Here is a 21,811-nt window from a genome sequence, read left to right on the forward strand (position 1 = left end):
TTTCAAGAAAAAATAGATTTGTTAACAACTTAATACCAATAAAATGAAAAACAAAAAATTCTTACCAAGTATAACAATACTAACCGTGATATGTTTCCTGTTTGTGGGATTCAATACCCATGCACAGGAAAAATGGGTGGCACCCGCGAGTGCTGACAAGATTGTAAACCCACTTAAAGGAGATGCCAATGCCGCTGCATCGGGCAAAAGAACCTATAAGATGCTGTGTGTCGTGTGCCACGGTGCCAAGGGCAAAGGCGATGGTGTAGGAGGCGCGGGCCTCACACCTAAACCAACCGATTTTACCAGTGCCGAAGTCCAGGCCCAGACAGATGGGGCCCTTTTCTGGAAATTAGAAGAAGGCCGCTCACCGATGGCCTCTTATAAAACTGCCATCCCTGAGAAAAAACGCTGGGAACTAATTAATTATATCAGAACATTAAAGTAATGAAAAAGCTACTAGTATTACTAACAGCAGTTGTTTTTGGCGGTCAGATGTACGGCCAAACATACAACACTTTTGAACCTAGCAACACCCAGTTTATGCTAAGGGGCTACGGCCATACTGGATTTGAATATATGGACTCTGGGGATGAAACCGAATCTACATTCTTAGGCTTAGCCTATGCCCCAATTTTTCTATATAAACATTCGGACAGATTGATGTTCGAGGCCGAACTTGAGTTTGTGCTTGAAGGAAATCAACTGGAGACCGGTTTAGAGTATGCCGATGTCATGTACGTACTCAATAAGAACATGACGGTTCGGGCAGGAAAGTTTCTTTTGCCTTTTGGTACGTTTATGGAAAGATTGCATCCCGCTTGGATAAATAGATTGCCCAATGCCCCTTTGGGCTATGGACACGACGGTATAGCACCCTCTTCAGGAATCGGTGTGGAGCTTAGGGGAGCCTTCGATTTGGGCGGTCCAACATTGAATTATTCGGTCTATGCCACCAATGGCCCAAGGCTAAATGACGGAAGCGATGAACCAGAGGAAGCCGGCATCCTCAGGTTTGAAAATTATGAGGATACCAACCTCGCCAAGGCATATGGAGGTCGCCTGGGGATATTACCTTTTTCTGATTCTTCCACGGAGATTGGTTTTTCTGCATATTCTACAAGTGACACAGGGGAACAGGACTCAGAATACGAAGATGTTGGGGCGTTTTTGTTCGCTTTGGATTTTTCTTTCGTTAAGCAAATATCCGGATTGGGCGGCGTTGTGGATGTCAAAGCCCAGTACAACAATTCAAACGTGGATACGGCCACTTATTTTGAGCTGGAGGATGACATACTGGAGGAATACTCTTTTGACAACCAAAGCAACTCCTTCTATGGGCAGCTGAGTTACCGACCGACTATGGCCAGCAGCGATTTTGTCAAAAAACTGGAGTTTGTGGGCAGATACTCGGACTTTAATGCTCCGGAAGGCGCAGAATGGGAAGAAAAATCGGTCCAGTACGCCTTCGGTCTAAATTATTGGCTGAGCTGGCGTTCCGTAATCAAACTTAGTTATCAGACCACTGAAACGGAAGGTGGTCATGACGGAGATGGTTTAACCAACACGGATGGCCTCTTTGTACACTGGGCCATCGGATTCTAATAACAGTATTAAAAAAATAGAAAACATGAAAATAGTAAATCAGATAATAGTCATAGGTTTTTTTGTCCTGGCTATCGGGTATAGAATTGTAATGAAACTATTTAAAATCGAATAACATGAAAACAATACACAAAATCGTAGTAGGCGTCATAGTAATGACAATTGTGGGAATTACGGCTGTTGCCTGTTCTTCCACAAAGAAGGGCTATACCGATGTTACCGATACAGCAACCGCAGCAGCGGAGGAAGAATTCAAGATCGAAAAATCGGGAGCCCAAATGTGGGGAGAAACCTGCAATAGATGCCATATCGCACCATCCCCTGCGGATTATAACGATACGGATTGGGAGACCATCAGCCTTCATATGAGGGTCAGGGCCAACCTTACCGAGCATGAAAGTAAGAAGATAGAAGAGTTTTTAAAATCGGCCAATTAAAATGACCAAAAACACTCCAATAGTTGCTTCAATAATACAGCAATAGAGGCAAAATAATGCCCGATTCCAAAAATGGAACAAGGCAAAACAGTACTAATTTAAATTATTATGAATATGGAAAAATTACCAAAAATTGCGTTACCAGCAATAATTATTTTTATTGTACTGGTTGTTTTAATAGCAAAATCTGCAGTAACTATTGGATCCGGGGAAGCCGGGGTACTCTACAAGACTTTTGGGGGCGGAGTGGTTACGGATCAGCCGCCTTTGGGCGAGGGTTTTCATATCGTGGCACCTTGGAACAAGGTTTTTGTATATGAGGTTAGACAGCAAGAAGTCTTTGAAAAAATGCAGGTGCTCTCTTCCAACGGATTGGAGATAAAATTGGACGCCTCCGCTTGGTTCGAGCCAAAGAGGGAATTTTTAGGAAAGCTTCATCAAGAAAAAGGTACGGAATACGTTAACCGTGTACTACTGCCCACGATAAGATCTGCAGCAAGAAGCGTTGTGGGGCGCTATACCCCGGAGCAATTGTATTCCAGTAAACGAGATGCAATACAGGCAGAGATCTACGAAGAGACCAAAAAAATCGTTGACGGACAGTACATTCAGCTCAATGAGATACTAGTACGAGATGTTACTTTGCCAGCCACCATAAAGGAAGCTATAGAGCGTAAGCTTAAACAAGAACAAGAGTCGTTGGAATATGAATTTCGTTTGGTTACCGCCAAAAAGGAAGCGGAAAAAGTAACCATTGAAGCACAAGGAAAGGCGGATGCCAACAAAATTTTAAGCGCTTCCCTGACCGATAAAATATTACAGGACAAGGGTATCGATGCAACATTGGAACTAGCAAAGTCGCCTAACTCGAAAGTAGTCGTAGTTGGAAGTGGCAATTCTGGACTACCTCTGATATTGGGCAATAATTGATTTTTTGTTCAGCACAATGGGACAAAAAGTTGAAGTGAACCCATTTAAACTTTTGGATTGAAGCGAAAATTAGGGCACTAAATATGCCTCTGAAACTTCGGAAGTAAGTAAAGGATAAAGTTAAAACGAATCGAGTAAATCTTAAATCAAATACAATGAAAACAGCAACACTAATTTTTTTGACGATCGGGTTGGTTGCCTTAAACGGTTGCAACCAGAAAACTGATGTTAACGCAATGCTCGACAACTCCGAGACACGTAGTGAAATTTTTGATGCCATTGCGAACAACCACTCATACATGACCGGCCTTATGGAAAACATACAAGAGAGCGATCATGCAATGCAAATGATGCAGGGCAACCATAAAATGATGGGCGGCATGATGAAAGGCGATGGTATGCAAATGATGATGAAAGACAGTATGATGATGAAGAACATGATGAAATCCATGATGAAAGATGGTAAGATGATGGGGAACATGATGAAAATGATGCACGAAAAAGGCATGATGAGCGAAGATTGTATGGAGTCCTGTACACAGATGATGGGAGAAAAAGGCATGGACATGATGGGAATGATGGATGATGACAACAAAATGAAATCATCTGAAGATGACCATTCCGAACACCACTAAAAACACAAAATTATAACGTAAATACAGCAATAATGAAAAGTCATTGGATATGGATGGTTATCGGTTGTGGGCTGCCCCTACTACTGATATTTTTTGCCCCAGCATTGGGAATCACAGGGTATAATGGGCTTTTTGCCTTTATAATCGTGATGTTCGTATTGCACCTGTTTATGCCGCATGGCTCACATGGTCGCAGTGGACATAACCATACCGGTCATAGCGATAAGAAGCACGGAGAGGGTAAAGAGGAAGTGTTAGATGGGGACAAAAAAGGACATGAAGGGCATCGACATCATTAAAAAACAGTAAAACTTGGACAATGAGACGCAAATTTCAAATCGAAGGAATAAGCTGTGGCGGATGTGTGACAAGGGTCAAAAGAGCTTTGGAGGAACATCCGTCGGTAGAGAAAACACAGATTTTCTTGCAGCCGAAAGGTGCAACGATTATCAGCATGAAGGAAGAACTTTCAGTAGATGAGTTACAAGAACAACTCAACGAACTTGAAGGCTATACCATAACAGAAATCAATTAGAATAACAATAATCTTAAATCTAACAGTATGTTTTATAGAGACGGAGTTTTTTGGGGCATGCACCTTATATGGTGGGCCATATGGTTTGTATTGCTGGGCTGGATTTTCTTTGCCCCGTCCAGTACATCCTATGATGAAATTGAACACGATGACCCACTTATATCACTCAAAAGGCGGTTTGCCAAAGGAGAGATTACCAAGAGTGAATATGAAGAATCAAAAAAGCTTTTAAAATCGGACGGATAGTCCACAAAAACAAGTATTAACAACTAAAATTCAAAACTATGCACTTTTTCGAAGGACATTACGGCGGTATGCACTTTTTATGGTGGATCGTATGGTTGATCCTATTGATCTGGATCTTTTTTGTGCCCTACGATCTTCCCTATACCAAAAACAGAAAAGAAGACCCACTACGCATTCTTAAAAAGCGATTTGTAAAAGGAGAGATCACGAAAGAAGAATACGAGGAATCAAAGAAACTTTTAAAATCTGAATAAGGAGTAAACTACTTCGCGGCAAGCCCACGGGGCATTAAATGGAAAAAAATGGATTCGAGGCAAGCCTTGGAACATCTAAATCTCGATTATCGAGTAAAATTTTAACACTTAAAGCAAAATGAAATGAAAACAACGATCAAAATGGCAGTAGGTCTGGTACTGGCCACTTTTATACTATCGGCCTGTTCACAAAAACAAGAGAGCGCCATAAAGGACAGACTCAAGGATCCGTCCCAACAAGAAGAGGTTTTGACTTTGATGACCGAAGACCATGAACTAGGCAAAAAATACATCACAAAAATGATGGATAGCGACCATGACACGGGGATGATGGTAGATGAATTGGTCAAAGCAGCGGCAAACGATACCATACTTGCCGGGAAACTTAGCGATATGATAACAAGATACCCGGACCTGATGTTGCTTACCACCCACCATTTTATGCCGATCATCGCCAACGACAGTCTTTTGAGCGACACCTTTTGCGACCATACTTTGGAGCATGAAAATTTGGCTAAGGCCATGCATGAAAAGATGGAGTACAAAAAGAGCTTAGAGTTAAACCACTAGTTACAATCCTAGTTCGGTACGGAATGAATTTACAAGAATAATTAACGTAAAAAAAAACAATCATGAATCGATTAAATGTAAAAAAATTTGGATTTGCCATGGGCCTTACCGCCGCGATACTTTACGCCGGCTGTATGATCGTCCTTGCCACTGCTGGACAAGAAGGAAGTATAAAGTTTTTTAACAGCTTGCTGCACGGTTTGGACACTACTAGTATAATAAGGATGGACGTGCCTGTTTGGGAAGCCCTAATCGGCATTGTACAGACCTTTATAATCGCATGGCTTACAGGTGCCCTGATCGCGGCATTTTACAATGCGCAACTAAAAAGAAGATAGACGAAAACTATGGATAGAAGAGATTTTTTGGGAACCGGAGCAGTTTCAACAGCAGGAATGTTATTTTTCCCTGGTAATTTGCTGGCGAGCGAAGCCAAAATAGATAATCAGACAAGGCTTGTGCAGCCTTTGCGATATAAAAGAGATGGTGAATGGAAAGAATTTGAACTATACATAGATCTTCATACACACGAGCCTGCACCAGGATATAAATACCACACCTTGGCTTTTAATGATATGATTCCTGGACCAGAAATCAGAGTCAATGCTGGTGATAAAGTAAGGGTAAAATTCATTAACAAAACAGATTTAAATCATACGATTCATTGGCACGGTATTTTTGTGCCATGGCGTATGGATGGTGTCCCCTTTGTTACACAACTTCCTGTAATGCCAAAAAATGAATTTATTTATGAATTTGTGGCAGAACCCGAAGGGACACATTTTTACCATTGCCATTGGGGAACACTAATGCATATGCAAGCTGGTATGTTTGGTAGTTTAATAGTAGAAAACCCAAAAGACCCTATAAAAGAAAAGTTTCCATATGAAAGAGAATACACCTTGGTTTATTCGGCTCACGATACCAATTACATCCGTGAAGAAATGAACGGAATGTTAGAAAGAATGAAGCAACGGAGTTATTTAATGAAGCAAGGTCGGTTTACTAGTGAACAGTGGGGTGTTTTTGATAACAAAGAACAGTTTCTCGCGAGTATGGAGAATGGGTATCAACCACCTTATGTTACGAATAGAAGGTCTAATGCAGAGCTGCCACAAGCCAACTGGTTTACTGTAAATGGAAAATCATACCCTTCAACACCATACTTGTTTATAAAGTCAGGTGAAAATATTAGGGTTAGGCTAATCAATGCAGGGGCAGAAACACATCATTTGCATTTACACGGACACGATTTTTGGATGGTAGCTGATGATGGAGTCCCACTTGAGCATCCTTGGAAAAGAAATACTGTGCCGCTTACACCAGGAAAAACTTTCGATGTCATAATAGAAGGTAGTAATAGAGGTATCTGGACATTCCACGACCACGACACGCGTAAAGTGACCAATAACGGTTTGTATCCAGGCGGAAATCTGTTGGCATTAGTATATGAAGACTTACCAGCTGATGAGTTGATTATTTCAAAACATTCAGGAAATCCAATGTACAATCCAAATGCAGGTATGGGAGATATGAAAGGAATGGAAAATGAAAAAATGGGTAATATGAACAAAATGATGTTTGGAGAAGATAAACTTCCAAAAATCGCTCTTGATGAATAATTCATAAAACAGTTAAAATGAAAAAACTCATATATCTAACCCTATTCATTACAGGGCTTGTTAATGCACAAATAACACCAGAATTTGAAATCGGAGCCAAAGGCGTTTTCTCTGGGAATTTAAACTTTAATTCCGAAGAGTCCAATGCAGTTACAGATTTCTCTGATACCCAATTGTTAATGGGGCTTAGTCAAAAGCTTTATAACAACTGGAGAGCACAATTTGTTTTGGGACTTCAATTTCCTGATGCCAATTCAAATTTGGGCGAGGTCTTTTACAATAATATTTTTATGAAATTGGAAGACCAAACCAATGTTATTAAAGTAGGACGTACACTTGCACAGACCAATTTAAATGAATTTCCAACCCTACGTGACGATGATGCACAACAGTTTGTCTATGCGCTTAATCCTTTCTCTGATGGAGTAAATACAGAACGTGACCAATATGCCAATGTGTTGGATTATACACATATATTCAAACAACGCTTTTTTGTTTCAATACACGGTGAAAACTTCTACGATAGTTTAGAGCCTGACGATTTTAGGTTAAACTCTATGGGGTTATCGTTGGTATACAGAGTACCAGAAAGTCAAAGGTGGAATAGAAATATCGTGCAACAAATTGGGTTGAGTTACAACAATTATTTCACTGATAGACCAGGCTATTCTAATGATTTTGATTCTTCGGTCAAAAACTTACTCTTTAGTACGATACTAAATTTAAAGCCAGACCCAATAGATTTTGTGGATTTTAAATTTCAAGCTATTCAAAACTTTGGATGGGACGAAATAACGGAGCTTAATGACTATTTCGACTATACAAGAACGCAGTCAACATCTCTCTTTGGCACCTTTAGATTTTTGAAACAAAAACTAGAACGCCCGCATTATCAAATTTCTATTGGCGGTGGATATAAATCTTTGGGCAATCTGTCTACTGATTCAGACCAATTAATATTTATAACAAACGGGTTTTATCGAATGGGCCAGAATTTTGATATTGGATTTCAGTATCGCTATACTGAAAATGCAGGTTTTACCCAAAACTTATTTGGGAAGAATGAGCACCGTTTTCAATTGGCATTGGTTTATTCTTTTAGTCAAATATTCAATAAGCAGTTTGGTGACCGTGAAGACTTATTAAACCTAGAACACAATTATATCAAATAAAAGTTAGTGACCTATACCACGCAACATATTAAAACAATAATTGTTCAAATAGTGATTTGGGCAGGCATTTTCTATTTCTTGGTACACCCTTTTACAATGGTCCTCTATTGGTTTGAGTATAGCAATACAGCATTTTCATTTCCTTTGTTTCAAGACGTTTTAAAAACTCGTTTTTTAGAATCTTTCACTTTCGATATGCGGGGAATGGGTATTCTACTCATGCTTTTAGGAAGTTTTCTGGGTATAATCTCAGGTCTGTTTTTCATAACGATTAAACAAAAGAATAAGCTCATCGGCACACAACAACGATTACTTGTTCGTGATATTGAGGCATTGATACAAGCTGGTGAAAATGAAAAGGTGGAATTCAAGTCTTCCATACGCTATGACTATTATCGCAAAGCAACCAACCGCGACCTAGAAAAGGTTATCGCTAAAACCATTACAGGTTTTATGAATGCAAATGGTGGAAAATTAATTATTGGTATAGATGATGATGGAAATGTTTTAGGATTAGAAAACGATTTCAAGACCCTTAAACACAAAAACAGGGATGGTTATGAGCGAGAAGTTTTCAGAATCATTTCTACTCAATTAGGCCATGAGGCTTGTTTCAGCAATCATATTTCATTCTACAGCTTAAATGAAAAAGATGTGTGTTTGGTAGACATCGAACCTTCTGAAAAACCTATTTACGTTAACGATACCGAAAATACCACCTTTTATGTTAGAACTGGCAATGCCACATATCCATTGACGGTCAAGGAAACTGTAGATTTTTTAAAAACAAAAAAAACCTAAAGCTATGCAATATGTCTGGTTCATATGGTCTCTTATCATCCTCACCCTTTGGGCGGTAATCTATCTATTTAAAAAGGATACTAGGAAAGAAATGCTCAAAATGAGTTGGATCACCATGCCCTTTGGCCTTACGGAACCCTTGTTCGTGCCCGAGTACTGGTTCCCTCCTTCCCTTTTCGACCTAGCGCAAAATACTGGTTTTGATATAGAGAGCCTTATCTTCTCCTTTGCCATCGGCGGCATTGGAACGGTGCTTTACAACCTTATTTTTAAGAGGGCATTTGTTGAAATGCCGCATTCGGAAAGAAGCCACCGGAGGCATTCACTCCACGTTTACATTCTTTTTGTTCCTGTTCTGATTTTTGCGGCACTAAGCCTTTTTACAGGTCTTAATCATATTTATTGTGGGGTCATCGCCTTGTTTTTCGGAGGACTGGCAACCCTATACTGCCGCCCCGATCTAAAGGGTAAAATCTGGGTCGGTGGTATGCTGTTTACAGTGCTATACTTTATCTATTTCGGAAGTATCCTTCCGTTTTACCCCCAATATGTGGAGCTGTACTGGAATCTGGACAACCTGACACATGTACTTGTTCTGGGAATCCCCCTTGAAGAACTAATATTTGCCTTCACTTTCGGGATGTACTGGTCAGGGCTATATGAGCACCTGTATTGGAGAAAAGTAATGAAACCGATAACCATTGATTAATGGTTGTTTATTAAGAACATAAAGTATCACTTATAAATTAAATGTCATGAAAATACTATTGGCCATAGACGGCTCGGACTACAGCAAGGCGGCAGTAGAAGAACTATCAAGGTTATCGTTCCCCTCCAATACGGAAGTACGTATTCTATCTGTGTATGAAAATCCCATACTGGCCACTCCGGGAATAGCCCCCTTGGGAGGTTCGTTGGGCGGTTATTATGAAGAAGTGCTATCCAACGCAAAAAAATCAGCGGAAGAGAACGTAAAGGTCGCCGCAAGGCAATTGCAAAACAAGAACACCAATTTATCGGTTTCGAAAATAACTGTGAACGGCCTTCCCAAAATGGCGATTCTGGATGAGGCGGAGACATTTGGTGCGGAACTGATCGTGGTCGGGTCACATGGCCATGGTGCGTTCAAACGTTTCCTACTGGGCTCGGTTTCCCAGTCCGTCGCAGTTCACGCCGACTGCTCGGTATTGATAGTTCGTAAACCGAATACAGAAGAGAAAAGGTAATTCGCTTCAACCTCAGCGAAAAAAAATGAAGGAAGAGTTGGTTTGAAAAATATAGATACGTTGAACACTACTATGGAAAATACTTGTAAAATTACCGATTTGATTTGCTTACCGGACACCAAACTACCCCGGGTGGTGGTGGTCGGTGGGGGTTTTGCAGGCCTTGCCTTGGTAGAAGGGCTAAAAAAGAGAAATGTGCAGGTCGTGTTGATAGACAAGAATAATTTTCATCAATTCCAGCCCCTGTTCTATCAGGTGGCCACCAGTGCACTCGAACCCGACAGCATCGTATTCCCTATCAGAAAACAGATCAGCGGTTACAAGAATGTTCAATTCCGCCTGGCGGAAGTCGTAGAAATAGAGCCATCCCGAAACCTACTGTTTACGAACAAGGGCAAATTGACCTATGATTACCTGATTTTGGCTACAGGAACGACCACTAACTTTTTCGGACTTGAAAATGTGGAAAAAAATAGTTTGGGGATGAAGGATATCCGTGATTCCCTGAACATCCGCCACATGATGCTGCAAAACCTGGAACAGGCAGCGATTACCTGTGATGATGAAGAACGCGATGCCCTGACCAATTTTGTGATCGTGGGCGGGGGTCCCGCAGGGGTTGAAATGGCAGGGGCCTTGGCAGAGTTTTGCAGGTACATCCTTCCAAAGGACTATCCCGAATATCCCTCTTCAATTATGAAGATCTATTTGGTGGAAGCCATGGACGAGCTACTGGGAGCTATGTCCGATAAGGCCTCGGAAAAAACATTGGAGTACCTTAAAAATCTTGATGTTGAAGTTCTATTGAACGAAGCGGTCAGTGATTATGATGGCAAAGTAGTACAGACCAAGAGCGGTAAAATGCTATTGGCAAGAAACCTCGTCTGGACAGCAGGGGTCAAGGGACAATTTCCTAAGGGAATCAGCAAAGAGTCCATAGTAAAAGGGAATCGCTTAAAAACAAACGGGTATTTACAGGTGGACGGCCATAAGAACATCTACGCCATTGGAGACATTGCCGCATTGATTTCTGAAGCTACGCCGAAAGGACATCCACAAGTAGCACAGACAGCCATTCAACAAGGAAAATATCTTGCCGAAATGCTGACCGATCTAATCGATGACAAACCATCAAAACAGTTTAAATATAAGGATAAGGGATCGCTGGCTACCGTTGGAAAACGAAGAGCGGTCGCCGATCTCGGTAAGCTCAAATTTGGTGGTTATTTTGCCTGGTTACTATGGTCCGTTGTACACCTGATGTCCATCAGTGGGTTTAGAAACAAACTGTTGGTAGGCTTTAATTGGGTCATAAGTTATTTTACCTATGAAAAGAGCAATAGGGTCATCATTAGGAATTTCAAACAAAGTTCCCATATAGACTCCCCATCGGATGAACAATTTGGAACATTGGAAAAGTCCGAAAATATGCAAAAAACAAAAATCGATGCTTAAAAACCGTAATGATATAGGCATTCGAAAATTCTTTGGCCATTATGCCAAGGGACTCAACAACAGTGGGGTTGTTCTCTTTGTTACCGTGGTTATTGCAATGGTCTGGGCAAATTCGCCTTGGAAAGAGTTTTATACGCGTCTTATGCAAACGGATATCGGTTTTTACATCGCGGATTTTCGGTTATCGGAACCTTTGCTTTTGTGGATCAATGATGGGTTGATGGCACTTTTCTTTTTACAGGTCGGGCTAGAACTTAAACGGGAAATACTAGGAGGCAAACTTTCATCCCCCAAAAATGCGGTATTGCCCATAGGGGCTGCAATAGGTGGAATGGTGATCCCCGCCTTCATTTACTATTTGTTCAACGGTTCCGGGGAGGCTTCCCAAGGATGGGGCATTCCAATGGCCACCGATATTGCCTTTTCGTTGGGGGTCCTGGCACTTGTGGGGAAAAGATTGCCCACCGCTCTAAGGGTATTTTTGGTCACATTGGCAATCGTGGACGATCTGGGCGGTGTAATGGTCATCGCCTTATTTTATACTTCCGGTATTTCGGGAATGGATTTGCTCCACGGGCTGCTCTTCTTCGGACTTCTCATCATAGGAAATTTTGTTGGGGTAAGAAGCACTTGGTTTTATGCTATTATAGGAATAGGAGGCGTGTGGCTGGCCTTCTTTTTTTCCGGGGTGCACCCTACAATTGCAGGAATTCTTACTGCTTTGGCAATTCCGGGTCGGGTAAAAATCAAAGAGGGAACCTTTCTAAAACGTTTGGACGCACTCCATAAAAGATTTCAGGAATCAAAGTCGATCAAAGGCACCCTTATATCCAACCAACAGTTGGAAATATTGGAGGATATTAAAACCACAAGTTCAGAAGCCGAGACTCCGCTACAAAAACTGGAAAGGGCTTTACACCCTCTGGTAAGCTTCATCATTCTTCCTTTGTTCGCCTTGGCAAATGCGGGGATACATCTTCATGGGGATTTGCTGAAGGTACTAACCGGCCCGGTCGGCCTGGGAATCGGTTTGGGGCTGATTTTCGGGAAATTCATTGGTATTGCGGCCTTTTCGAGAATTCTTGTGGCACTTAAACTTGCCAAGCTCCCTGAAAACGTGAGTTGGAATATGATTTATGGAACGGCCTTTTTGGGGGGCATCGGTTTTACCATGTCCCTGTTTATCAATGAACTGGCCTTCTCAGATGAATCTTTGATTTTCACTGCAAAAGTAAGCATCCTATTTGCTTCTCTGGTCTCCGGAGTAGTAGGTGCCATACTATTGTATAAAAACAGTAAAAAATTAATAACGATTAAATAAATACAACATGAAAAAAGTAGCAGTAGTAGGATACGGGGTCATCGGGAAAAGAGTAGCCGATGCGGTGCATTTACAAGATGATATGAACCTTGTCGGAGTATGTGACATCATCAGTGATTGGCGCATACATACTGCCTTGGAAAAAGGTTTTGCGGTATTTGCCGCAACCGAGGAAGCCGATAAGGAAATGCGATCGGAGGCAATTCCCGTTGCAGGTTCGATGCAAGAACTTTTGGCGCAGGTGGACCTTATCGTGGATTGCACCCCTAAAAAGATTGCGGCAAAAAATGTTGAAGTCTATAGGGAAAAAGGTATCAAATTCATTGTTCAGGGCGGTGAAAAACATGAAACCACCGGTCATTCCTTTAGTGCCGAGAACAATTATAACTCGGCTTTGAATTTGGACTCTACTAGAGTGGTATCCTGCAACACCACCTCCATTCTTCGCACGCTCACCGCGCTAAAAAGGGCCGACCTGTTGGACTATGCCAGGGGCACTTTGTTAAGACGTGCCACAGACCCTTGGGAAAGCCATTTGGGAGGCATTATGAACACCATGGTTCCCGAAAAGGATATCCCCAGCCACCAAGGTCCGGATGCCCAAAGTGTAGATCCCGATCTCGATGTAATCACAGCGGCGGTAAAGGTGCCCGAAACTTTGAGCCATATGCATTATTGGAACGTGAAACTAAAGAAAAAGGCCACTAAAGAAGAAGTGCTCGATGCCTTTAAGACCTCAAGCCGGATTAAACTGATACACTATGACCAAGGACTGGTTTCCAACAACACCATTAAGGAAATGTATTTGGATATGGGACGGCCATGGGGCGATATGTACGAAGTGGCCCTGTGGGAAGATATGCTGAAAGTCGTGGGCGACGAGCTGTTTTATGCCTATGTGGTGGACAACCAAGCTATCGTGATTCCTGAGACCATTGATGCGATACGGGCATTAACAGGTATCGAAAGTGATGGTCAAAAATCTATCGTCAAAACCAACAAAAGTTTGGGAATCAATTAAAAAAAAGACAATGAAAACATATGAACATATCGTAGAACTCTTGGGGGATAAAGCACCCTACTATTTGGACCATGTGAGCGAGAAAATCACGAAGGACGAATTGCAGTTGCCAGAAAAAAATGTGGTAGACAAGGTATTCGTGCCCAGTGACCGAAATACACGGGTCCTCGGAAACCTATCTAAACTTTATAATCACGGCAACCTTGGAGGCACCGGATACCTTAGTATTCTTCCGGTGGATCAAGGCATTGAACATAGCGCCGCATTTTCCTTCTATAAGAACCCCGATTACTTTGATCCGGAGAATATTATAAAATTGGCCGTCGAAGCCGGATGCAATGGGGTGGCCTCCACCTTTGGGGGCTTGGGCCTTTATGCTAGGAAATATGCGCACAAAATTCCCTTCATTGTCAAGATAAACCATAATCAGCTGTTGACCCATCCCACCAAATACGACCAAACCCTCTTCGGAACGGTCAAGGAAGCTTGGAACATGGGTGCAACGGCGATCGGGGCGACCATCTATTTCGGTTCCGAGGAAAGCAATCGGCAGTTGAGGGAGATTTCCGAGGCATTTGCGGAGGCACACAGTCTTGGAATGGCCACTATTCTTTGGTGCTATACCCGCAATGAAGCCTTTAAAACCGATAAGGAAGACTATCATTCATCGGCCGATTTGACATCACAGGCCAATCACCTTGGGGTAACGATAAAGGCCGATATCATCAAGCAAAAATTGCCCACGAACAACTATGGTTTTAAAAACATCGGATTCGGCAAATACGACGATGCCATGTATGAAACCTTGACCACGGAACATCCCATTGACCTTTGTAGGTTACAAGTGGCGAATTGCTATATGGGAAAAATCGGGTTGATCAATTCGGGAGGTGGCTCCAAAGGCGAATCTGATTTGGCCGAGGCAATTACCACCGCAGTCATCAATAAACGGGCCGGAGGGTCCGGTCTGATTCTGGGAAGAAAGGCATTCCAGCGGCCGTTCAAAGAGGGGGTTGAACTTTTGCACGTGGTACAAAGTGTTTATTTGGAAAAGAAAATAACAATAGCATAACAGATACTAAGGAATGTTCGATACGGAAATAAAATCACTGAAATCCCTTAACCACTACCTGAAAAAATTGGTAGAAGATAGGCTATGGCTAAAGGTTATCATCGCTCTGTTCCTAGGGGTGGGCCTTGGTCTTTTGTTAAGTCCGCAAAATGGTTGGATAACCAAAGGCAAAGCTGATGTTTTGGGCAATTGGTTGGCCCTGCCGGGCATGCTCTTTCTCAAGTTGGTACAAATGATCATGATTCCCTTGATCGTTGCCTCGATAATTACGGGCATTGCCAGTAACGACAAGGATAATTTAAAAAGATTGGGGGGCGGTGTGCTCTTGTATTTTGTATCCACAACCATTATCTCGGTAACCATAGGTACAATCCTTGGATTGATCTTTAGCCCTGGAAAGTATCTGCACCAACAAGCGGTTGCAGATCATGAACAGGCTTTGGCCGATACAGCCGAAAGCACAGAATTATCATTTGGGATAAACGATATTCCCGATGCAATAACAAATTTGTTGCCCGACAATCCACTGGCGTCCATGGTTAGCGGCGAAATGTTAAGTATCGTCATTTTTACCATTATAATCGGGGTTGCCGTATTATCCCTTCCCGATTATCTGCTAAGACCCGTAAAGTTATTGTTAAGTGCCATTCAGGAAATATGCATGACCGTGGTCAAGTGGGCCATGTTGTTGGTTCCGGTAGCCGTGTTCGGTTTGATGGCACAGTTGACTTCTAGCGTTGGATTGAATTCCCTTTCAGGTCTGGGCTTTTATGTGCTCGTCGTTTTGATAGGGTTGTTGTTGTTAGTCGCAATTTACCTCATTGGCGTAAGCCTTTTGGGCAAGGGGAATCCATTACGATTTTTACGTAAGATCAGGGATGTCCAACTGCTGGCCTTCTCAACCACAAGTTCTGCGGCGGTAATGCCCTTATCCCTTGAAACGGCCGAGGAAGAACTTGAAGTGGATCCGGCCATCAGTAATTTTATCATTCCCATCGGAGCCACCGTGAATATGGACGGCACGGCACTTTACCAGACCATTACGACCTTGTTTATTGCACAGGCCTACGGATTGGAAATGGGCCTTATGAACATTATCGTAGTGGTGATTACTATCGTGGCCGCATCCATTGGCACTCCGGCAATACCTGGTGGTGGGGTAGTGATTTTGGCCTCCGTACTGTCCAGTGCCGGGATACCGGCAGAAGGCATCATCATCATCATAGGGGTGGAACGATTGCTGGGAATGTTCAGAACTGCGGTCAACGTTACCGGCGATCTTACTGCCTGTATGGTATTCAATCGATTTTATGGAAATAAGCCCATCATAGGCTCAGATAAAGTATTAAAAACACAAAAAGAGTACTCCACTTTTTAAAAGCTAAAAAAATGATGAAGTCAATCAACGATATTGATCTTTCCCCAAAACCGAAAAAGGAATATTGGATAAACTGCCATAGGGAATGGCGAGAGGAAATCATATACTTTCTTATGGTAGACCGGTTTCATGACAGTAACAAACGGAGCTCTTTGGACTTCGATGTTCGACATTCAGGTTTTGGCAATGAAGACGAATTGCAAAAACCCTTTGGGGGCACAATCAAGGGAATCATCGACAATATCGATTACATCAAAGACTTGGGCTGTACGGCCCTTTGGCTTAGTCCTGTTTTTGAAAACAATCCTAAAGCTTACCATGGCTATGCCATCCAGAACTATTTGGATGTGGACAACCGCTGGGGCACCAAAAAAGATTTGGAAAGGCTTGTTGACAAAGCACATGAATTGGATATACGGGTTTTCTTGGATGTTGTTCTGCATCATTCCGGTGACAATTGGTCGTATCCTTTTGATCATGAGTATTACTATTTAGACGGACAACGTTTTCCATTGGGAGATTGGCGCGAGAATGATAGGCCACTCCCGATAGAACTGAGAGACCCGGAGCTTTACAACCGAAAAGGACAAATAAGGAATTTCGATAAGTATCCCGAAACCCAGGAGGGTGATTTTTTGACCTTAAAAACATTCCGTAATGATGGTACCCCCGAAAGCGAGAAGTTAGGGGAACTATTGGCAGCCATACATTGTTACTGGATACGCGAGACCGACGTGGACGGTTTTCGGTTGGATGCGGTCAAACACATGAAGGGACAGGATATTAGCCGTTTTTGTTCCACCATTCGTGAATATGCCTACTCCTTGGGCAAGAGAAACTTCTTTTTGTTTGGCGAGATTATCGGCGATGACGAGACGGGCAATCCGTATATCGGGCCGAAAATGTTACCGGAGGACCAGAACGTGTATTATGGGCTGGATTCCGTTTTGGACCATCCGCTGCACAGTGTTCTGGCAGGGGTCATCAAGGGTGTTTCCTCACCTGAAAGACTATTGGAACGATATGCTTCTTTACAACGAAATGCGCTCAGACGTGGTGAATATGGAGATTTCTTGGTGACCTATATCGATGATCACGACCAAGTAGGCGCTGATTTTAAGCATCGCTTTGGCTATGATGCCACTCCTGAACAGATTGTAGCGGGCATGGGCTTTCTGCTCTGTGCCCTTGGCGCACCTTGTATCTATTATGGAACCGAACAAGGCCTGGATGGAAATGGGATGGATGACCGATATATCAGGGAAGGCCTGTTCAATCCCAATGATACCAAGACCAATGTATTGAACCCCAATTCGTGGATATACAGGACCATTGCAGATTTGGCACAACTTAGGCAAACAGAACCTATCCTGAAATTCGGTAGGATGTATTTTAGGAAAACTTCAAAAAAAGCAGTTGATTTTCATTATCCCAATTGCGAAGAATGTCTTTTGGCCTTTTCCAGAATACTCCACAACGGGGAGATTTTGGTGGTCTATAATTCGTCCCCAAAAGATGCGAAAGAAGAGTATGTCCTAATCGACGCTACCATTAACAAAGCAGGTGGCCAGATGAAATGTATTTATGGAGGTAAAACTAAAATAAAAGTGCAAAAAAATTCAGATAGGCAAGATAGCCGACTTTATATCAAGTTAAAACTGAAACCCATGGAGTTTTTGATATTCAAGAACAGTTAGTTAAAACAAGGATATTGTAGTAAGAGCTAGATTATTTTTTACGAATCAAATACTAGTTATAATCGAGTAGAACCATGAAAGATTTCATTATTAAAACGGGAAAAAGGATGTTGGTCTTATTACTGGTAGTAGCCGTACTTTTTATTTCTATAGGTGGGTATCAATACCTTGTTGTTGCCGTAGCACCTAAGTATAATCCCGAAACCATGGCCTTGAATTTTGAAATAGTGGGCTCTGGGGATAGGAATCTGGTTTTTATCCATGGCCTAACGGGCTCCAAAAACTATTGGAAAAGGGATTTGGATACCAGTTCAGGCACACATAAACTTCTGTTGGTCGACCTGCTCGGTTTTGGCGACTCCCCAAAGCCCAATAGCGATTACAGCCTTGAGATGCAGGTGGGAACTTTGGAAGCGATTATTTCAAAAGAAGGTTTTGATGGGGGCAGAACCGTGCTCGTCGCACACTCCATGGGCACTGTCATCGCATTGGCACTTCTTGAAAAACATCCCGATTGGTTTAAAGGGGCAATAGCGATAGGTACCCCGGTCTATAAGGATATGAAAGAATTTAATGATATAATGTCAGAACATTCTCTTTTTGACAGGCTTACGGCAAACAAATATTCCAAATACCTCTGTTTGCTGCATCCCATTTTTATGACCCGGATATTCAAGCCCGATAACCTGTCGGATGACGTATTTGCAGATGCCAATAAACACACTTGGCAGAGCTATTACAATTCGTTGAACGAAATAATCCTGGATACTGACCTATATGCCATCGCCAGAAACATCGGAAACAAAAAAGTTGTTTTTATCCATGGCGATCAAGATACCACGGCTCCCCTGGTTAATGCGGTAAAATTGGCCAATACCGTTTCAAATGCCGAATTTCTGACCGTCAATGGTGGCGACCATCAACTTTTTTTGAAAGACCCGAACATCGTCTGGAAAGCAGTCACGGATTTTTTCGGTTGATCGGCAGTAAAAATGGATTAGAATAAGAACTGGAAAATAAGAACTGGAAAATAAAAATGAAGATGAAAAAAACAAATAACACTACGCATCAACTCTACGGATCGATGCACACCGACATCGAGGGAGTAGAAAACCTCATAGAACTTGCCCTCAATATACGATGGTCATGGAACCACGCTTCCGATGAACTTTGGCAACAATTGGATCCCGAACTGTGGGAATTTACAAGGAATCCATGGGTCATATTACAGACCGTTTCACGGGATAAGCTGGAGCAGCATTTGTCCGATCCCGATTTTCGGTCAACACTGGACGCTCTTTTAAAGTTGAACGACGAAGCCCTTTCCGCTCCCTCTTGGTTCCAGCAAAAGCATCCAAAGACGCAGTTGCGCACCGTTGCCTATTTCAGTATGGAATATATGCTGAACGAGGCCCTTCCCATATATGCCGGTGGCTTGGGCAATGTAGCTGGCGATCAACTAAAATCGGCAAGTGATTTGGGCGTGCCCGTCGTTGCGGTGGGACTACTCTACGATAAAGGCTACTTCCGCCAGGAAATAGACAAACACGGCACTCAAAATGCCCTGTTCCCTTACAATGACCCCGGTCAGTTGCCCATTACGCCCTTACGTCTGCCCAATGGGGAATGGCTTCGCTTAAAAGTGTCTTTACCTGGCCATCCACTATGGCTACGTGCGTGGCAGGTAAAGGTAGGTAGGGCAAAGCTATATTTATTGGATAGCAATGACGCCGCGAATTTACCGGTCCATCGGGGTATTACCGATGAACTATATGGAGGTGGTCCGGACCATCGCATTAAACAGGAAATTGTTCTGGGCATCGGGGGCTACAAACTGCTCAAGGCCCTGGATATCGATCCCGAGGTTTGCCATATGAACGAAGGCCATGCCGCCTTTCTCGTACTGGAACGTGCCAACGATTTTATGAAGGCGAACGGCACTTCGTTCGAAGAGGCCCTAGCCGTAACCAGGGCGGGCAACCTATTTACGACGCACACTGCCGTCCCCGCCGGTTTTGACCATTTCAGCCCATCGCTTATGGAGCAATTTCTTGGCCGGTATGCCAAGGAAGAACTAAGTATCGATTTCAACGACTTGATGGCCCTGGGCCGGGCAGATGCCAATAATCAATGGGAGAGTTTTAATATGGCCTATCTCGCCATTCGTGGAAGTGGTGCCGTGAACGGTGTTAGCCGGTTGCACAGCGAAGTAAGTAGAAATCTTTTTACCAATCTTTTTCCACGATGGCCCATATCCGAAATTCCAGTCGACCATGTGACCAATGGGGTCCATATGCCGTGTTGGGATTCCAAATATGCCGATGAACTCTGGACGGAGTCCTGCGGAAAAGATCGTTGGAGAGGGGAACTCACGGACCATGAAGCACATATTTCGAAAATTCCTGATGCAAAATTATGGCAATTCAGGAACCAATCGAGAAATCGGCTCGTTGGTTTTATCAGGGAAAGATTTGAAAGACAAGCTATCGTTTCCGGTCTTTCCTCCGATATAATTGCTACCGCGAAAAAGGTGTTTGACCCCAATACCTTGACCTTGGGCTTTGCCAGGCGATTTGTATCGTACAAGAGACCGGACATTCTATTGCACGATCCAGAAAGGTTTAAGCGCATTCTAACCAATCCAGAACATCCTGTACAAATAGTCTTGGCCGGTAAAGCTCCACCATTTGACGAATCGGGGAAAGCATTGATACAAAAATGGGTGCAATTTATCCAACAGCATAATTTGTACAAGCATGTGATTTTTTTGAGCGACTATGACATGATGTTGGCCGAGAATTTGGTACAGGGTGTCGATGTATGGCTCAATACCCCAAGACGCCCGTGGGAAGCGAGCGGAACCAGTGGCATGAAAGTACTTGTCAACGGGGGCATCAATTTATCTGAACTGGATGGTTGGTGGGCCGAGGCCTATACCCCGGAGGTAGGTTGGGCCTTGGGAGACGGTCAAGAACACGGCGATGACCCCGCTTGGGATGCAGCCGAGGCGACAGCCCTGTTTGACCTATTGGAACAGCACGTCGTGCCCGAATTTTATGCGCGCAATAAAAAAAACGTGCCCGAACAATGGGTATCACGGATGCGAAAAAGCATGGCGACCCTTACTCCCCAATTTTCTGCCAATCGCACCGTACGCGAGTATACGGAACAATTTTACCTTCCCGCGGCGGCAAGATATAAAAAACGGGCGGCAAGAAAAGGAGCCGCAGGAAAAAGGGTTTTAGATGCTGCGCATGATCTTGGGCATAAATGGGAGGCCATAAAATTCGGAAAAGTTCAAATTGAGAGCGAGCGCCATAAGCATCATTTTAAAGTCCCGGTTTGGCTGAACGAAATAAATCCTAAAAATATTATCGTAGAGCTTTTTGCAGAAGGTATGAACGGCAAACCACCGGAAAGAATCAAAATGAAATTTGACTGGATGGGAGAACAAGGGGAACATAATTTTTATGCCCAGGCCAATACTCCCCGGCCCACCAATCACTATACCGTTCGTATTCTACCGGATTACGAAGGCGTTGCCGTGCCCTTGGAGGATAACATGATTCAGTGGCAACATTAACATCTATAAGAATTTAAAAATAAATAAGTAATGAAAACGCTTGAATACCATGAAGTTGTACTAAAGAAGGTAAGCTTTAATGATGAACTGTTAAAGAAAGAATTGGAAAAAGCGGTCAGGAATACCACTTGTTCGGAACAGCCCGCCCTGTTAGCGTGGTGTGGGAGGGAACTGGGGCCAAAATATGAAAAGATTGCCGCTTTTTATATGAAGGACAAGGATTGTGCCTTGCCAAATAAATGATTCTTGAT

The 21,811-nt window shown here is 42.9% G+C and carries 25 protein-coding genes; all 25 read left to right on the plus strand.

The features are described from left to right. The first annotated feature begins 85 nt into the window (after positions 1-85). The 25 genes from ACFSQJ_RS04855 to ACFSQJ_RS04975 all read left to right on the plus strand — a co-directional run bounded on the left by ACFSQJ_RS04855 (position 86) and on the right by ACFSQJ_RS04975 (position 21,803). Positions 86-448 (plus strand): c-type cytochrome, encoded by a 363-nt coding sequence (locus ACFSQJ_RS04855; protein ID WP_377765879.1) that lies wholly within the window; start codon positions 86-88, stop codon positions 446-448. Then, the gene (locus tag ACFSQJ_RS04860) at positions 448-1,605 is read left to right on the plus strand and encodes a hypothetical protein (protein WP_339337189.1); all 1,158 of its coding nucleotides are present in this window, start codon (positions 448-450) and stop codon (positions 1,603-1,605) included. Before ACFSQJ_RS04855 ends, ACFSQJ_RS04860 begins: the two co-directional genes overlap by 1 nt. A 116-nt stretch (positions 1,606-1,721) precedes the next feature. Continuing rightward, positions 1,722-2,042 carry a hypothetical protein gene (locus tag ACFSQJ_RS04865; RefSeq protein WP_339337190.1) on the plus strand — a complete coding sequence of 107 codons (321 nt, stop codon included), beginning with the start codon at positions 1,722-1,724 and terminating at the stop codon, positions 2,040-2,042. Positions 2,043-2,156: 114 nt separating this feature from the next. After that, entirely contained in the window at positions 2,157-2,972 is an 816-nt protein-coding gene (locus ACFSQJ_RS04870; protein ID WP_339337191.1) for a prohibitin family protein, read from the plus strand. Positions 2,973-3,127: 155 nt separating this feature from the next. Then, positions 3,128-3,607 carry a hypothetical protein gene (locus ACFSQJ_RS04875; RefSeq protein ID WP_377765880.1) on the plus strand — a complete coding sequence of 160 codons (480 nt, stop codon included), beginning with the start codon at positions 3,128-3,130 and terminating at the stop codon, positions 3,605-3,607. 32 nt (positions 3,608-3,639) lie between these two features. After that, on the plus strand, positions 3,640-3,906 hold the full coding sequence (locus ACFSQJ_RS04880; RefSeq protein ID WP_339337193.1) for a hypothetical protein: 267 nt from the start codon (positions 3,640-3,642) through the stop codon (positions 3,904-3,906). A gap of 20 nt (positions 3,907-3,926) precedes the next feature. Next, on the plus strand, positions 3,927-4,142 hold the full coding sequence (locus tag ACFSQJ_RS04885) for a heavy-metal-associated domain-containing protein (protein WP_339337194.1): 216 nt from the start codon (positions 3,927-3,929) through the stop codon (positions 4,140-4,142). 27 nt (positions 4,143-4,169) lie between these two features. After that, positions 4,170-4,388 carry an SHOCT domain-containing protein gene (locus ACFSQJ_RS04890; RefSeq protein WP_339337195.1) on the plus strand — a complete coding sequence of 73 codons (219 nt, stop codon included), beginning with the start codon at positions 4,170-4,172 and terminating at the stop codon, positions 4,386-4,388. Positions 4,389-4,426: 38 nt separating this feature from the next. Next, positions 4,427-4,642, plus strand: coding sequence for an SHOCT domain-containing protein (locus ACFSQJ_RS04895; RefSeq protein WP_339337196.1), 216 nt, complete (start codon positions 4,427-4,429; stop codon positions 4,640-4,642). Positions 4,643-4,765: 123 nt separating this feature from the next. After that, positions 4,766-5,212, plus strand: coding sequence for a hypothetical protein (locus tag ACFSQJ_RS04900; protein ID WP_339337197.1), 447 nt, complete (start codon positions 4,766-4,768; stop codon positions 5,210-5,212). 62 nt (positions 5,213-5,274) lie between these two features. Further along, positions 5,275-5,550: a DUF5676 family membrane protein gene (locus ACFSQJ_RS04905; protein ID WP_339337198.1), complete on the plus strand. Its 276-nt coding sequence runs from the start codon at positions 5,275-5,277 to the stop codon at positions 5,548-5,550. A gap of 9 nt (positions 5,551-5,559) precedes the next feature. After that, positions 5,560-6,834 (plus strand): multicopper oxidase family protein, encoded by a 1,275-nt coding sequence (locus ACFSQJ_RS04910; RefSeq protein ID WP_099543638.1) that lies wholly within the window; start codon positions 5,560-5,562, stop codon positions 6,832-6,834. 17 nt (positions 6,835-6,851) lie between these two features. Continuing rightward, positions 6,852-8,006, plus strand: a complete 1,155-nt coding sequence (locus tag ACFSQJ_RS04915) for a hypothetical protein (protein ID WP_339337199.1) — start codon at positions 6,852-6,854, stop codon at positions 8,004-8,006. Between the two features lie 6 nt (positions 8,007-8,012). Next, positions 8,013-8,807: an AlbA family DNA-binding domain-containing protein gene (locus ACFSQJ_RS04920; protein WP_099543643.1), complete on the plus strand. Its 795-nt coding sequence runs from the start codon at positions 8,013-8,015 to the stop codon at positions 8,805-8,807. Between the two features lie 4 nt (positions 8,808-8,811). After that, positions 8,812-9,516, plus strand: a complete 705-nt coding sequence (locus ACFSQJ_RS04925) for a lycopene cyclase domain-containing protein (RefSeq protein WP_339337200.1) — start codon at positions 8,812-8,814, stop codon at positions 9,514-9,516. Between the two features lie 46 nt (positions 9,517-9,562). Continuing rightward, the gene (locus tag ACFSQJ_RS04930; RefSeq protein WP_339337201.1) at positions 9,563-10,033 is read left to right on the plus strand and encodes a universal stress protein; all 471 of its coding nucleotides are present in this window, start codon (positions 9,563-9,565) and stop codon (positions 10,031-10,033) included. Between the two features lie 72 nt (positions 10,034-10,105). Beyond that, positions 10,106-11,488, plus strand: a complete 1,383-nt coding sequence (locus ACFSQJ_RS04935) for an NAD(P)/FAD-dependent oxidoreductase (RefSeq protein WP_339337202.1) — start codon at positions 10,106-10,108, stop codon at positions 11,486-11,488. After that, positions 11,481-12,809 (plus strand): Na+/H+ antiporter NhaA, encoded by a 1,329-nt coding sequence (gene nhaA / locus ACFSQJ_RS04940; protein ID WP_339337203.1) that lies wholly within the window; start codon positions 11,481-11,483, stop codon positions 12,807-12,809. Before ACFSQJ_RS04935 ends, nhaA begins: the two co-directional genes overlap by 8 nt. A 7-nt stretch (positions 12,810-12,816) precedes the next feature. Then, positions 12,817-13,830 (plus strand): type II glyceraldehyde-3-phosphate dehydrogenase, encoded by a 1,014-nt coding sequence (locus tag ACFSQJ_RS04945; protein ID WP_339337204.1) that lies wholly within the window; start codon positions 12,817-12,819, stop codon positions 13,828-13,830. Between the two features lie 10 nt (positions 13,831-13,840). Continuing rightward, on the plus strand, positions 13,841-14,902 hold the full coding sequence (locus ACFSQJ_RS04950; RefSeq protein WP_339337205.1) for a class I fructose-bisphosphate aldolase: 1,062 nt from the start codon (positions 13,841-13,843) through the stop codon (positions 14,900-14,902). Positions 14,903-14,915: 13 nt separating this feature from the next. Next, complete coding sequence (locus ACFSQJ_RS04955) at positions 14,916-16,280, plus strand: dicarboxylate/amino acid:cation symporter (protein ID WP_339337206.1); 1,365 nt, start codon at positions 14,916-14,918, stop codon at positions 16,278-16,280. A gap of 11 nt (positions 16,281-16,291) precedes the next feature. Continuing rightward, positions 16,292-17,977, plus strand: coding sequence for an alpha-amylase family glycosyl hydrolase (locus tag ACFSQJ_RS04960; RefSeq protein ID WP_377765881.1), 1,686 nt, complete (start codon positions 16,292-16,294; stop codon positions 17,975-17,977). Positions 17,978-18,051: 74 nt separating this feature from the next. Beyond that, positions 18,052-18,957, plus strand: a complete 906-nt coding sequence (locus ACFSQJ_RS04965) for an alpha/beta fold hydrolase (RefSeq protein ID WP_339337208.1) — start codon at positions 18,052-18,054, stop codon at positions 18,955-18,957. A gap of 104 nt (positions 18,958-19,061) precedes the next feature. Beyond that, on the plus strand, positions 19,062-21,560 hold the full coding sequence (gene glgP / locus ACFSQJ_RS04970) for an alpha-glucan family phosphorylase (protein WP_377766241.1): 2,499 nt from the start codon (positions 19,062-19,064) through the stop codon (positions 21,558-21,560). A gap of 30 nt (positions 21,561-21,590) precedes the next feature. Beyond that, on the plus strand, positions 21,591-21,803 hold the full coding sequence (locus tag ACFSQJ_RS04975) for a hypothetical protein (RefSeq protein ID WP_339337210.1): 213 nt from the start codon (positions 21,591-21,593) through the stop codon (positions 21,801-21,803). Positions 21,804-21,811 lie beyond the last annotated feature (8 nt).

Origin of the sequence: Croceitalea marina (assembly GCF_042684265.1) — a bacterium.
In the GTDB taxonomy this organism is placed as follows: Bacteria; Bacteroidota; Bacteroidia; order Flavobacteriales; family Flavobacteriaceae; genus Croceitalea; species Croceitalea marina.